11 protein-coding genes and 1 pseudogene are annotated in these 14,021 nt (G+C 65.6%); 1 reads left to right on the top strand and 11 read right to left on the bottom strand.

What is annotated here, in order from left to right:
* Window positions 1–125: 125 nt before the first annotated feature.
* Window positions 126–4,373, top strand: a complete 4,248-nt coding sequence (locus B8V81_RS09740) for an Ig-like domain-containing protein (protein WP_180968414.1) — start codon at window positions 126–128, stop codon at window positions 4,371–4,373.
* Window positions 4,374–4,475: 102 nt separating this feature from the next.
* On the opposite strand, the gene B8V81_RS09735 is transcribed toward B8V81_RS09740, so the two are convergent.
* The 11 genes and pseudogenes from B8V81_RS09735 to B8V81_RS25200 all read right to left on the bottom strand — a co-directional run.
* Window positions 4,476–6,554, bottom strand: a complete 2,079-nt coding sequence (locus B8V81_RS09735) for a hypothetical protein (protein WP_028598239.1) — start codon at window positions 6,552–6,554, stop codon at window positions 4,476–4,478.
* A 12-nt stretch (window positions 6,555–6,566) separates the two neighbouring features.
* The gene (locus tag B8V81_RS09730) at window positions 6,567–7,112 is read right to left on the bottom strand and encodes a prepilin-type N-terminal cleavage/methylation domain-containing protein (protein WP_101808271.1); all 546 of its coding nucleotides are present in this window, start codon (window positions 7,110–7,112) and stop codon (window positions 6,567–6,569) included.
* On the bottom strand, window positions 7,096–7,665 hold the full coding sequence (locus B8V81_RS09725; RefSeq protein WP_101808270.1) for a type IV pilus modification PilV family protein: 570 nt from the start codon (window positions 7,663–7,665) through the stop codon (window positions 7,096–7,098). Before B8V81_RS09725 ends, B8V81_RS09730 begins: the two co-directional genes overlap by 17 nt.
* Before the next feature lie 194 nt (window positions 7,666–7,859).
* A complete protein-coding gene (locus tag B8V81_RS09720; RefSeq protein ID WP_101808269.1) occupies window positions 7,860–8,417 on the bottom strand; it encodes a S1 domain-containing RNA-binding protein in 558 nt (185 codons plus the stop codon).
* 158 nt (window positions 8,418–8,575) lie between these two features.
* Window positions 8,576–8,869, bottom strand: coding sequence for an FtsB family cell division protein (locus tag B8V81_RS09715; RefSeq protein ID WP_043111124.1), 294 nt, complete (start codon window positions 8,867–8,869; stop codon window positions 8,576–8,578).
* 58 nt (window positions 8,870–8,927) lie between these two features.
* Window positions 8,928–9,536, bottom strand: a complete 609-nt coding sequence (gene yabQ / locus B8V81_RS09710; RefSeq protein ID WP_228551213.1) for a spore cortex biosynthesis protein YabQ — start codon at window positions 9,534–9,536, stop codon at window positions 8,928–8,930.
* Complete coding sequence (gene yabP / locus B8V81_RS09705; protein ID WP_028598245.1) at window positions 9,533–9,817, bottom strand: sporulation protein YabP; 285 nt, start codon at window positions 9,815–9,817, stop codon at window positions 9,533–9,535. The genes yabQ and yabP overlap by 4 nt, the downstream gene beginning before the upstream one ends.
* A 237-nt stretch (window positions 9,818–10,054) precedes the next feature.
* Window positions 10,055–10,336: an RNA-binding S4 domain-containing protein gene (locus B8V81_RS09700; protein ID WP_028598246.1), complete on the bottom strand. Its 282-nt coding sequence runs from the start codon at window positions 10,334–10,336 to the stop codon at window positions 10,055–10,057.
* Window positions 10,337–10,609 carry an HU family DNA-binding protein gene (locus B8V81_RS09695; protein WP_028598247.1) on the bottom strand — a complete coding sequence of 91 codons (273 nt, stop codon included), beginning with the start codon at window positions 10,607–10,609 and terminating at the stop codon, window positions 10,337–10,339. It abuts the gene before it with no gap.
* Between the two features lie 267 nt (window positions 10,610–10,876).
* A complete protein-coding gene (yabN, locus tag B8V81_RS09690) occupies window positions 10,877–12,568 on the bottom strand; it encodes a bifunctional methyltransferase/pyrophosphohydrolase YabN (RefSeq protein WP_101808268.1) in 1,692 nt (563 codons plus the stop codon).
* Window positions 12,569–13,773: 1,205 nt separating this feature from the next.
* Window positions 13,774–14,021: pseudogene (locus tag B8V81_RS25200) on the bottom strand (polysaccharide biosynthesis protein); the annotation flags it as partial.

Below are 14,021 nucleotides of genomic sequence, written 5' to 3'. Positions count from 1 at the left end.
TTTAACTTCCAATATGTGTTTTTTCGATGTCGAATCGATTATAATCAAACTATCCAAAATTAGTCTATATGAACTATGACCTTTTTCCGTATTCCACCATTCCATTCTGGAGGTAGATGCTCCCCATGGCCGCCCGTCTCCGCTCCGCGCTCTGCGCCCCTTTGGCGATCCTGCTGCTGCTGGCATCGCTGCTGTCGCTCTGGCCGCCATCCGTTCCTTCGGCGTCGGCGGCATCCGCCGCCAAGATCCGGCTGCTCGAACTGACGGACGCCGGCACGTCCGATCTGAAGCCGCTGCTCGGCTCCGCCGACTACGAGATCACGACGATGAAGATGAAGACGTTTGTCGCCTCCCGCGTCGACATCGACGGCCTGTACGACGCCGTCTACATCGGCAAGGGCAAGTACAATCCCGAGTCGATGTCCTATCTGTCCACGTCCGACGCACGCAATGCGGCGCATGACACGTCCAAGAAGCTCAACGACATCACGAACCTCAAGGCGCAGGAGCTGATCGACGGCTACGTCAACCGCGGCCTGCTCGTGCTTCTCTACAGCGACAAGGCGACGTCCGACGGCCTGCTGTATCAGCCGGCCCTCCCGAACGGAGAGTCAGGCGTGCTGAAAAAAAGATTTTCCATCTACCAGGAGAGCGGCAAGCAGCGGGAAAACGTGCTGTTCCTCGACAAGCAGGGGCTGAGCGCGATCGCCTCCACCTTGAAGCAGAACAAGTACGCGCGCCTGCTCTCGCTGAGACCGGAGCTGAACGTGACGGAGGCGCCGACCGACTATGTGACGAATCCGTCCCATTTCTACCGCGCGGGCGACACGCTCGTCTTCCGCTACGAACAGCCGGCCGAATCCCGCCTGCGCGCGAACCTGTACCTCAACCTGGACGCGTCGCTGCGCTTCCAGGCGGAGCAGGTCGTGGCGACTTCCGACGCCTCCGGGCCGTCCGGCGAGCTGCGGTACCGCATGCCGCGAGGCTACTCCGGGCTGTACTATTGGAAGCTGGAGCTGGTCGAGCTCGAGACCGGGCTGAAAAGCTACGCCTCCGGCGCCGTCCGCTTCCGCGACCGCCAGACGGAAATCAGCGTCCTCCAGGTGCTGCCGGGCAACGCCAACAGCGACTTGACGAAGGACACGGTGCTGAAGCAGAGCTACCTGAGCACCGAGGACTACCGGATCGCGCTGAAGACGGCCACGATCCAGGCGTTCAACACCAAGGGCGGCCCGTACGGGTACGACTCCATCGGCGGCAAGTACGACATGCTGATCTTCGGCTTCAAGGACTCGTACAACGGCAGCGCCCCGATCAGCGAGACGGCCGCCAAGGCCGTCAAAGACTTCATCGAGACCGGGCAAAGCGTCCTGTTCACTCACGATACCGTGTTCATCTCCGACGGCACGACCGACAACGTCTGGACGCGGAACTTCAAGCCCGTCACCGGACAGACCGGCCTCCACACGAACATCGGGCTGGGAGCGCCCAAGACGTCCTCGACCGTCGCCAAAGTCAACGACGGCCTGCTGACGAAGTTCCCGTTCAACCTGGATGCCGGCACGCCGTCCGTCGCGACGACGCATGACCAGTATTTCATGCTCGATCTGGAGGATCCGACGCTCGTGCCGTGGTACAACATCACCGGCGGCACGCGGGACAACAGCGACAGCTGGAATCATTACTACACCTATTCCAAAGGCAACGTCACCTACTCCGGCACCGGCCACCAGGGCGACAGCGGCACGTTCCCCGATTGGGAGCAGCGCCTGTTCGTCAACACGATGTACCGCGCCTTCATGGGCTCCAACCATAAGCCGGAGCTGGCCGTCCACGCTCCCGCCGCCTACTCGGCCCAAGCAGGCAACTACATCCCGCACTACCAGCAGATCCCGGTCAGCTTCACTGCGGAGGATCCCGACTACAAGGACCGCCGGATCAGCGCCAAGGTGGAGTTCCTGTACACGGGCACGGACGGCAAGCCGGTCGTACGCACGATGTCCGAGAACGCCTCGCTGCTGTCGGGCACGCTCGTATCCGAGTCGTATCCGAATCCGCTGCCGCAGGGCGGAGAGCTGACGGTACGCATCACCGCGACCGACCGGCAAGGCGCCTTCTCCACCGAGTCGGTGCGCGTCGTCGTGCGGCCCGTGACGGCCGGCCTGCAGGTCGACCGCTCCGTGACCGGCACGTTCAAGGAAGCCTATGTCGAAAAGGGCAAGGACTTCACGCTGAGCTACGTCGTCCGACCGCAGCCGGTGACGGCGGCCAAAGGCCAGTCGGATCTCGTCATCGCCGCTCCGTCGTTCCAGGAAAAGCTGCCGCCGAATCTCGAGCCGGTCTCGCTGCCGCCCGGATTCCAAAAGAGCGGCACGCTCGCAAGCGGCTACACGGTGACGGGCACGCTGCCCGACATCCGCTACGCCGCCGATCCGTCCGGAGACGGCACGCGCTACGCGGCGGAGCCAGTCCCGTTCTCGATCACGGCCAAAGCCGCCGCGATCGGCAGGCTGCCGCTCGACCAGGCGACGCTGACGTACCGCAATCTCGGCCAGATCGCAGGCACGTCGCTCCGCTTCAACGCCATCACGCTCGAGGCGATCGTCAAGCCGACCGCGCTGTCGCTGCCGGCGGAGGTCGACATCGCGTTCGGCCAGAGCTACAAGCTGCTGCTGACGATGGAGCCCGCGGAAGCGTCGGTCATCGGCTTGAAATGGACGACGAGCCAGCCGGCCCATGTATCCATCGAGGAGAGCGTCATCGGCGGCATCATGGTGAAAGGCTTGAAAATCGGCCAGTCCTCCGTCGTCCAGGTGACGGACGAGCTGACCGGCCTCAGCGCCAGCACGAAGGTGAATGTGATTCAGCCGGGCTTGTCGCTGAGCACCGCGGACGGAGCCTCCGTCTACACGCTCGGCAGCCGGATCGGACTGAAGTCGGTGCTCACCAAGGTGACGAGCGACGTGGTGCCGAGCGGCGCGCAGGTCGAATGGTCCGTCAGCCCGCAGCAGGCGGGTGCGGAAAGCATTCGAGAAAGGCAGCGTACGCCGGGCGTCTGGGAGTGGACGTCAGGCTTCTATCCCTCGAGCCCCGGAACGTACAGGCTCCGAGCCCGGCTGACCGTGCAAGGGCTGAACGACAAAGGCGAGCTCGTCTCCCGGACGTACGAATCGCCTGAGCCTGAGCTGAAGCTGGACATCGTCGCCCCCGACCTGCAGGTGAGCGGTCCGGCCGTCATCGTCGCCGGCGACAGCGCGGCGTCATGGACCCGTAACTGGGGCGATAGGCGGCCGGTCGGCACCGATGTCCCAGGCCGGGCTCTGACGTACGCCTGGAGCTGGGAGCCGTCCGCAGGCCCATCGAAGAGCCTGCCCGCCGACAGCGGCTATCAGAGCGTTCGCATGGATCCGTCCCTGACAGGGAGCGGCCATGTAGCGCTCAAAGTCACTCAGCCGCTGCAAGCCGGCGAGACGCCGATCGAGCTGGCCAAGGCGGCCCAGCCGGTGCGCATCATCGCCAAGCCGGCTCTTGCCGCCGGCAAGAGCGAGCTGCTGCCGGGCGAGCAGACGCAGCTGTCGCTCCGCTGGGACGGCGTCGCCGCGGCCGACATCCCCGAGCATACGGTCAGCTGGACCGTCAGCGGCTCCGGCACGCTCCAGGGCGATGCCGCGAACAGCCGCACGCTGACCGCCTCGAAGCCCGCGGGAAGCAGCGGCAAGGCGAAGGCAGCGGCCATCGTGACGATGGCGACGGGCTATTCCTTCACGGTAGAGCGGGAGCTGGGCGTGTTCGCGCCGGAGCTGGCGCTGTCCGCGCTGCCGGAGAGGCTTGCGGCGGGCCAGCAGCTGACGGTATCCGCGAGCTGGAGCCCGGCCTATAGCGGCAGCCTGTCCGCTCTGATCTGGAGCCTCGGCGGCGCTCCGGCCGATCGGGCGACGCTGGCGCCGATCGCCGGCAACCCCGCCAAGGCGCTGCTGTCCGCGGTCAGCCCCGGCAGCGCGACCGTGACCGGCTCGATCGAGCTGGGCTCCGGCTATCGCTCCAGCGTCTCCAAGTCCGTTCTGATCGGGGACTTCTCCCTGCCTGCCGCCCTAACGCTCGAGCAGGGCGCGCAGCTGCCGCTGCGGACGAGCGGCCTGCAGGCGCAGCCGTCCTCGCTCGCAAGCGAGATCCTAGGCGCCCTGCGCTGGGGCAGCAGCTCCCCGGCCGTCGTTTCGGTCGACGCAAGCGGCCGGCTGACCGCCAAAAAGCCGGGCTCCGCCGTCATCAGCGCTGTCTGGCGGGCGAACGGACTGCCGGGCGGCTCGCTGCAGCGGACGATTGCAGTGACGGTGAAGGCGCCGTCCGGCGAACGCCTCGGCGATCGCTATTGAAGGATGGCAAATGAAAAAACGGGACCAAGCGGAGATTTTCTCCGCTTGGTCCCGTTTTTTTCATTTGCCAGGAGCGGGCCGGCCCTCGGCCGCCCGATCCGTTCAGCCGTCCTGCGGCAGGAGCCGCAGCGGGCCGGTCGTCAAGCGGACCTTGCTCACCCGCGGCAGCGCCGCTTCCTGGCTGGCGAACACCGAGCTGTTGTAGTCGATGATGAAGCGGGCCTTTTCCTTGCCGAGGCTGCTCTGCTCCTGAAAGCTCAGCCGCTGCCGCGCCTCGTCCTCGACCGTGGACCCGAGCACGGCGTTCAGCGTCAGATCGCCCTTGGCGAAGAAGCCGCCGCGCATCCAGAAGGCGCTGCCGACGCCGTACAGGCTGGCCGAGCTCTCCGTGTAAAGGAACGCGTCCAGCACCTGTCCGTCCGCCTCGGCTCCGCTGCCGAATCCGGCTCCGACGGGCTGGAACGAGCTCACCCGGTACAAGTCGATCGGCCCTCCGCCGATCAGCACGAGCTCCTTGCGCGGGGCCGCGCCGCCCGGCTGCAGCCCGCGGATCGCCCCGTCGCGGATGTCCGTCCGGCCGAGCACGTAGACGGTGGCGTCGACATCGACTTGACCGGACAGCGTCATGCTGCCGGTGACGAGCACGTTGCCGCGCAGCCGCAGCGGGCTTGCGCCTTTGCCCGAAGCGCCATCCGCGCCGTCTTCTCCGCCGCCAGAGCCGCTCCCGCCGGGCTCCGCTCCTGGATCGGCGGCTTCATCGGCGCCGATGGCCGGACCGCGCAGCTCCAGATCGCCGTCCACGATCAGCCAGTTATGCTTGCCCTTGGAGGCAAAGTCGATCGCCGGAACGCTGGCGTCGAGCACGAGCGGCCCCGTCACGACAGCCGATCCGGCCAAGCCGGGAGCGCCGATCGAGGTCAGCCCTGCGCGGAATTCGGCCAGCTGCCGTTCGTGCTCGGCCACGGCGAGCTCATACTCGGTGACGGCCTGCTCATACTCGAGCCGAGCCTGCTCGTAAGCCTCAGGATCCGGACCCGCGCCAGGCGCCGCCGGGTCCGCCGGGCTCCCGCCCGGATCGGAAGGCTCCGGTCCGAGCAGGATGTCCGGCACCGCCGGCTCCTCCGCCGTCAGAGCCGGCTGCGCGCCCAGCCGCTCGTAGCGGGAGGCGTAGCTGGATTCCAGCAGGTCGACCAGCGCTGCAGCACCGCCCGACGCGTAGACGTTTTCGATGACGGTCCGATCCTGCTTGCCCGCCCCCTCGCCGAGCGAATCCCGCACCTTGTCCAGGAAGCTCGAACGGACATCGATCGAGACGAACTTTTGCGGAGGCTCGACGCGGATGCGCTGGCCGAGGCCATGCGTCTTGTCCCGGTCCACGCCGTCCGCTCCGGCCAGGCTCCGGTCGTACACCGCCATGTAGCGGTCTACGCCATCGGGATACGAGACGCCGTAGCCATAATGCAGCCTGCCGCCGTCGCCGGCGATGATCCAGCCGCTGTCGTCCAGCGGCCGGCCGTCCGCCCCGAGCATCGGGTCGAGAAAGAGGAACTGGGAAACCTGCGTCCGCCGCTTCCCGGCATAGACGTAGTCGGCCGTGTCGCTCAGCTGCAGCGCCTCTCCGGCGTACAGATTGCCGCGAAAATAAGGAGCGCCCCCGATCGTCACGACGCCTTCGGAGCCGAAGGCGTACTTGAGGAAATCCGGGTACGTGTCGAGCATGACCTCCTGCTGAAGCCGGCGCTTCGCCCCGTCCACCTCGGCCTCCGCGGTCACGACGAGCGAGTATTGGTAAGCCGCGCTGCCGGCGCTGCCCCGCGAGAGGCATTCGCCGTCGTCCGCGCAGCGGACGCTGACGACCTGATAGAACGGACGCGCCGCATCGAGCCGGCTGCCGCCGCTTCCTCCCTGAGCCAGCTGCTCGTTGAACGCATCCGTGAAGCCGGCCAGCTGCGAGCCGAGCGATTCCGGGTCGATGAAGCGGCCGTTGAACCGGTCATAGATGGCGGCGATCGCCTCGTCGAGCCCCTTTTGGGCGAGATGCACGCTCTGCACGTTCTCCTCGCTGCGCTCGGTCCGCATCGCGCCCCCGAGGCTCGCTCCGAGCACGGCGACGCCGAGCAGCGACAGCAGCAGGATGAGGAATACGACGAGCAGCAGCGAGGAGCCTTTGTCCTCCTTCATGGCCGAAGCCTCCTAAAAGCCGAATTTGCTTGCCAGATCGAGCGAGTACACCCGCCCGCCCGCTTCCCGCAGCAGGCGGAGCCGAATTTCCAGCAGACCGCTCGAGCACTCCCCGCCGCCGTCCGGACAGCGCAGCTCGATCGCCGAGCGGCCCTCGCCCTCCGTCGCCAGCTCCGAGCCAAGCTCCACGGGCATGTCCCCGATATACAAGCGGCCCTTGCCCTCGGCATCGCGGCGGATCGCCACCTGCTCGGATCGCGCCTGGCCGCTTCCGTCCGCGGCCGCCTGCATGACGATGCCGCTGCCCGCGGCTGCCTCCGCCTGTCCGATCCGCTCGGCGCCGAACGCGTACAGCCGCGCCATGACGGCGCTCATCGCCGAATCCGCATCCTCGCGCAGCCCGTTCTGCGCCTGCACGCGTCCGTAGGCGTCCGTGCCGAAGGAAATCGTGGCGTAGATGACGCCAAGCACGAGCGACAGCAGGCTGAGCGCGGCGATGAGCTCGATGAGCGTGTAGCCGTCCTCGCTGCGGCGCAGCCGTTCAACGAATCGTTTCATCGGTCAGATATCCCTCCACTCGCACCGAATCGCTGCGGCCGCCCGTCTCGGCGGCGACCTCCACCTGGACCGGCAGCAGATAGGCGGACAAAGCCTCCGCGCCGCCGGCCGCCGCGGATCGGCCCTCGTCCTCCGCATCGGGACCGATGTCCAAATACGGCGTCAGCTCCGGCTGATAAGAGATGCGCACGACATAGGCGACTCCATTCACTTCCGGACGCAGCACATGGAGCAGCACGGCCGGGTCGCGCACCAGCTCCGCGTAGTCGGCGCAGTCCGACTCGCAGCGGGAGCCGTCAAGCACGGCGTAGCTGCCGCCTGCGTCCGGCACGGCCAGATAGTCGCGCAATGGAACGAAAGGCTCCTTTTGAATGGAAGCCAGCGCGTTGCGCGCCAGATGGACGGCGATCGTCTTGCTCTGATTCTGCTTGCTGTAGCTCATGGCTTGGACGAAAAAGCCGCTGAGCGTCAGCGCCACGACCGACAGGATGACGATCGAGGCCATGATTTCCAGCAGGGTGAAGCCCTGTTCCTCGTTCACTCGCCGAAGCATGCCGTACCTCCCGATTCCCGGATAACCCGCATCCCTTGAATATCGACCGGGAAAGGCTCGTTCATTAGGCCGAAGGTCTTAGGAAAGGAGGTCCTAAGGCCTTTTTTTATCGCCTTGCGGATACGTTCTGGACGAACAGCAAAAAGAGCAGCATCCGGTTAGGGATGCTGCTCTCTGCGTCGTCCTGTCGAAACCTATACGCGTTTGGCGCCGCGGCCGCCGCGCTTGCCTTCCGTGTTCTTCTTCAGGGACGAAATCCGTTCTTCGCTGTCTTTTAGGAAACGGGACATCTTATCCTCGAAAGAGGGCTTGCCGAACGCTGGACGACCGCCGCCGCCCTTGTTGAACGGCCGGCCGCCGCCACCGCCGCCGCCAGGGCGTCCGCCGCCGAAGCCGCCGGGGCCGCGAGGAGCGCCGCCGCCGGGACCGCCAGGGCCGCGTCCGCCGCCGAAGCTGCCACCGCCGCCGCCTTCACGGTTGAAGCGCTCGCGCGCAGGAGGCGCGCTCCCTTCTGGACGGTCGATCGCCTGCTTGATGGACAGACCGATCTTGCCGCTCGGATCGATGTTGATGACCTTGACGGTCACGACATCCTCCAGCTTCAGATGATCCTTGACGTCCTTCACATAATTGTCGGCAATCTCGGAAATGTGCACGAGGCCGGTGACACCCCCCGACAGATCGACGAATGCCCCAAAATGTGTAATGCCTGTCACTTTTCCCTGTAGTTTGGCGCCCACTTCTATTGCCATAAAATAAAATGTTCCTCCCTAAAAGTTGTGCGAAGCATGTTAACTGCCGCTACCATGCACTTCCCTGCATTAGAGGGCACGCTTGGTCTCAATTATACCGTAAGGCCAAAAGCAAGGTCAACAGACGGATGTCCCGGTCTGTCCCCGCCGAGAGCCCGTCATTCCGGGGCTGTAAGCAGCTCCTCGCCAGGCTTGACCCATCCCTGCTGCTTGCTCGCGAGCTGGGAAATATATTCCGGATCGTTGAGCTGCTTGATCTTGGCCTGCAGCTCATCGGTTTGCTGATGCAGTTGCTCCAATCGGTCCTTGGCGAGCGACAGCCGTTCCGCGGTCTCCGCCTGGCGCTGCGTTTGAGAGAACAGGGCATACCCTGCCCACGCTAGAATAACCGTCATCGCCACCAGCCACAGCTTGAACCTTCTGCGCGCACCCGTCGTTTTCGGACTTTCCATCACGTGAATCCTCCCGTCTCTTCCAAGGGTTCGGCTTGTAGGACCGGAGCGAATCCAATCACCTGCGGAAAAGCCGCTTCCAAGCCTGCTTGAATCCATTCGACACTCGGGCCGCCTTTTCCTTCAGTTCCCAGCGGACCATGAGCTGCCCCAGCTGCCTGCTGATCGGACGCAGCAGCGGACCCAGCATCCAGAGGATCAGAATTCCTGCAGGACGAACCAATTGTAGCATAATGCGGAACAGGAACATAGAAAAGGCGAGCAAAAAACCTGTCAAAACGCGAACTAAGCGGTAGATTCCTATCAAGGGACGAATAACCAGCATGTCCGTCAGACGGACAAGCCAGCCGATGACCGCCTTCGCCGCCGCGATCATCCATTTGGTGAGCCCGACCACCAATCCGCTGAACAGCAGATAATGAAGGCAAAGCCCGATGCCGAGTCCGAGATACACGTACGCCCGCACCTCGCCGTCGTTGCTGGCGTACAGCACCCGGAATACAGCCAGCGCCGCGATCATCCAGTAGGCGACGTCCAGCGGCGGCAGCATCCAGCGGGGGAAGCGCAGCTCGCGGGACACGACGCGGTAGCCGTCGAACGCCGTGCCCATGAGCACGCCCGACAGCAGCATCAGCGCCATCGTGAGGCCTTGGGTCTCCAGCGTCACTTGAAGATCTTCCCGAACAGACTCTTGGACTTGGCCTGCTGCGTGCCGTCCAGATAGGCGAGCGTATGGATCAGACCCTCGATGGCGACCAGGCCCTGCTCCAGGCTGAGATGCTTCATATGCAAATTCTGGCCGCGGATGGCCAGAAATCCGAGCTCGGTCTCCAGCAGGAACTCCTCGTTGTCGAAGCTCTCGACGTTCAACACGCCCGTTATCTCCAGCAGCTTGCGGTTCAGCATCTTCACTTCCTGCCGCTTCTGCCCTTTCATCGGTTCACTCATGCCTCGTCCCCTCCTTATAAGCCTATGCTTATTAGGAGGGGACGAGGTTTAGAACCTATAGGAGTGGGGGGTAAGCTTCATTACCCGCGGCTCCGGCGGGCCAAACAGGCCGCGAAATTTTTTTTAAGATCAGGCGTCATGCCCCTTCTACGGATCGGCCCCGAGGGCAGGTACAATGAAAAAAGACCCCTCGCAAGGGGTCTTCAAAAGGCAATGGCTGGAAGCTGCGGCGCCGGACTAGAAGCCCAGGCCGTCGTCCTCGCGCTCGCGCGCTTCTTCCTTGAGCAGCGTATAGAGCGTAGCCGCTTCATCCTTGCGGGTCGTCTCCGCCGTGCGCTCGACGCGCACGGTGATGTACTTTTGCCCGTACTGGATGCGCAGCTCGTCGCCGGCTTTGACGGAGCTGCTCGGCTTGGCCTCGCGGCCGTTGATCCATACGCGGCCCTGCTCCGACACATCCTTGGCGACGGTGCGCCGCTTGATGAGCCGGGAGACCTTAAGGAATTTATCGAGCCTCAATTACTTGATGGCTTCTTTCAGCTTGTTGCCGGCTTTGAATGCAGGAACCTTCGATTCCGGAATCGTGATTTCTTGGCCCGTTTGCGGGTTGCGGCCCGTACGGCCGGAGCGGGTGCGGGTCTCGAACGTGCCGAAGCCGATCAGTTGAACCTTGTCGCCGGAAGCGAGCGCTTCGGTGACTTCGCCGAGGAAGCCGTTCAGGACGGACTCGACGTCGCGCTTGGTCAGGCCGCTTTTCGTTGCGATGCTGTTGATCAGGTCGTTCTTGTTCATGATTGTTTCCTCCCGGAATAAGTAATGGATTCGGTTGAAGTGCATGTGCGCTGCCTCTCGGCAGCATCAGGGTCGAAACAAGAAGGCTCGGCCGCAGCGCGCGGGAAGCGTCCCGGACGGAAGCCGGCGGCGCCGCTTTTTTTCGAGGGATACGTAATTCGTGCCCCCGATGAAAAAATCCTGCTGCATTCGGAATTTTTTTTGCAGAATTCCGTCGAGAACGGGCGAACGATGGCGCAAAGGAGGCCGAATTCCAAGCGGGCGAATCTATAACCCTCTCTTCTTGGCTTCCTCCCACCAGCGGTCCATCTCTAGTAGATCAGTCTGGTCAAAAGATTTGCCGTTTATACGAAGCTGCTCCTCGACGTAGAGAAAGCGCCTCTTGAACTTGGCGTTCGTCCGCGCCAGCGCCTCCTCCGGGTCGGCGCCCAGGAAACGCGCGGCGTTGACGACGGCGAACAGCAGGTCGCCGACCTCTCCGGCGCTCGCCTCGGCGTCGCCAAGCCCGGCCGCCTCGCGCACCTCGCGCAGCTCCTCCTCGATCTTGGCCAGCATCGGCTCCAGCTCGTTCCAGTCGAAGCCGACCTTGGACGCCTTCTTCTGGAGCTTGTAAGCGGCCAGCAGCGCCGGCAGATCCTTGGGCACGCCGTCGAGCACGGAGCTGCGGTCCGCGTCGCGGCCCTTGATGCGCTTCTCCTCCGCCTTCATCCGCTCCCAGCTGGCGAGCGCCTCGCCCGCATCGGATGCGCCGTCCGCGCCGAACACATGCGGATGGCGGAAGATCAGCTTCTCGTTCAGCTCCTGGATGACGTCGTAGACGGTGAAGGCGCCCGTCTCCTCCTCCATCTGGCTGTGCAGCATCACCTGCAGGATGACGTCGCCGAACTCCTCGCGCATGCCGTCCGGATCGTCCGCGTCGATCGCCTCGAGCGCCTCGTACAGCTCCTCGATGAAGTTTTTGCGGATCGACTGATGCGTCTGCTCGCGGTCCCACGGGCAGCCGTCCGGACTGCGCAGGATGGAGACGATCTCGTGCAGCCGGTCGAAGCTGCGGCTGCGCAGCCGCTCGTCGTTGCTGGCGGGCACGTAGACGAGGCTGAGGTTGCCGTAGTCCTGTCCCCGGTCAAGCTCGTAGAGCGGCACCGTGACGATGCGCTCCTCCCCGGCGACGCCGAGCGCATGCCCGATCGTCACCGGATGCTCCTCGGGATAGCGCTCCATGAGCGTCAGCTTGACGTCCGAGGCGGTGAAGCCGTCGTACACCTGGCCGATCAGCGTATGCAGCTGAGGCTGCAGCAGATGCGGCTGCAGTCCGGCCGCGTCGAGCAGCTGGAAGCCCTCGATCGGGTCGAAGCCGAGCCGCGTGAAGGCGATGTCGAGGAAGCTCTCGCCCCCGAGCACGGTCAGCTCGACGCCTTCGCGGGGGCAGCGCTCCCGCAGCAGCTGCACGGTGCGCTCGGCCACCATCGGATGGCCGGGCACGGCGTAAAGCACGGCTCGGCCCAGGCCGGCGGCAGCCGAAAGTGTAACGGCGGCGTTAGGCGGTACGGCGGCGGCGTCCGGCGGTACGGCAGCGGCGTTAGGCGCCACGGCAACGGCGTTCGGCGGTACGGCAGCGGCGTCAGACGGCACGGCAGCGGCGTCAGACGGCACGGCAGCGGCGTCAGGCGGCGCCGAGCCCTTGGCCAGTCGGATCAGCTCGTCCGCGATCGCGTCGTACACCTCGGGGAACGACTCCGACTGCTCGTACAGCCGGTCGAAGGAATGGATCGGCACGCCGGTCTCGCGCAGCATGTCCATCATCGGATGCTTCGCGGTGCGGACATAGATCGCGTCCGCGGCTTGCAGCCGCCGCCAGATGCCCAGCGTCAGCTGGTCCGGATCGCCGGTGCCGAGGCCGGCTACCGCGATCGACGGCACGGCTCCGCCGGAGCGGTTGAGGCTCGAATCGGATGTCATGGCGCGGTTCCTCCCTGTGGCAGGCGCGGCCCTTGCTCGCGCCCTGCGGCATAAGCCCCGGAAACCCTTCCGGGGCCGCCTCCTTTAAGACTTTACTTGGCTTGAAGCCAGGAATCAAGCGGCATCGTTCTCATTAAGGAAATATATGTAAGAAGTAGGGCGGGACGAGCCGGCGCAGTGGCTTAGGACTCCCTCGCGGGGGCAAAGGCGCCGAGATCGGCGGGGCAAGGCACTCTCGGCTCCCTCGCCGGGGCGGAACTGCCGAGTTCGGTGGGTCAAGGCACTCTCGACTCCCTCGCCGGGGCGGAACTGTCGAGATCGGCGGGTCAAGGCACTCTCGGCTCCCTCGCGGGGCCGGAGGCGCCAAATTCGGCGGGTCAAGGCACTCTCGACTCCCTCGCGGGGGCGGGGGCGTCGAGATCGGCGGATCAAGGCACTTTCGGCTCCCTCGCGGGGCCGGGGGCGCCAAGCTCGGCGGATCAAGGCACTCTCGACTCCCTCGTCGGGGCGGAGGCGACGAGTTCGGCGAATCAAGGCACTCTCGGCTCCCTCGCGGGGAAGGAGGCGCCAAGCTCGGCGGGTCAAGGCACTTTCGGCTCCCTCGCGGGGACGGGGGCGCCAAGCTCGGCGGATCAAGGCACTCTCGACTCCCTCGTGGGGGCGGAGGCGTCGAGATCGGCGGGTCAAGGCACTTTCGGCTCCCTCGCGGGGACGGGGGCGGCGAGCTCGGCGAATCAAGGCACTCTCGACTCCCTCGCGGGGCGGAGGCGACGAGTTCGGCGAATCAAGGCACTCTCGGCTCCCTCGCGGGGAAGGAGGCGCCAAGCTCGGCGGGTCAAGGCACTTTCGGCTCCCTCGCGAGGGAGGTGGCACCGCGTTCGGCGGCTCAAGGCACTCTCGGCTCCCTCGCCGGGGCCGGGGGCGTCGAGATCGGCGAATCAAGGCACTCTCGGCTCCCTCGCGGGGCCGGGGGCGCCGAGATCCGCAGATCAAGGCACTCTCGGCTCCCTCGCGGGGCCGGGGGCGTCGAGTTCGGCGGGTCAAGGCACTTTCGGCTCCCTCGCGGGGGCGGAGGCGTCGAGTTCGGCGGGCTAAGGCACTCTCGACTCCCTCGCGGGGGCGGAGGCGCCGTGTTCGGCGGGTCAAGGCACTCTCGACTCCCTCGCGGGGGCGTCGAGCTCGGCGGATGCCCGCATGGGTCCGCCTTACGGCATCAGCCGCCAGCGGCGCAGGCGGGCGGCCATCCGCTCGCCGCCCGGCAGCAGGCGCAGCTCGGCTGCGCTTACGGCGCCGAGCCGCAGCAGCGCGGCGCCGTAGACGGCGGCGCCGAGCAGCACGCCGCCAAGCGTCTGCGCGGCGGCGGAGGCGCGCGGCGCCAGCGAGGCCGCGCCGGCGGCGAGCTCGGCGAGGCGCGCGCCGGCAAGCGCAGCAGCGGCAAGCGCCGCGAGCGCGA

Source organism: Paenibacillus pasadenensis (assembly GCF_002864175.1).
Classification (GTDB): domain Bacteria; phylum Bacillota; class Bacilli; order Paenibacillales; family Paenibacillaceae; genus Paenibacillus_O; species Paenibacillus_O pasadenensis.
The sequence above is the reverse complement of the archived record's forward strand: the minus strand, read 5'-3'. Positions and strand labels throughout refer to the sequence as shown.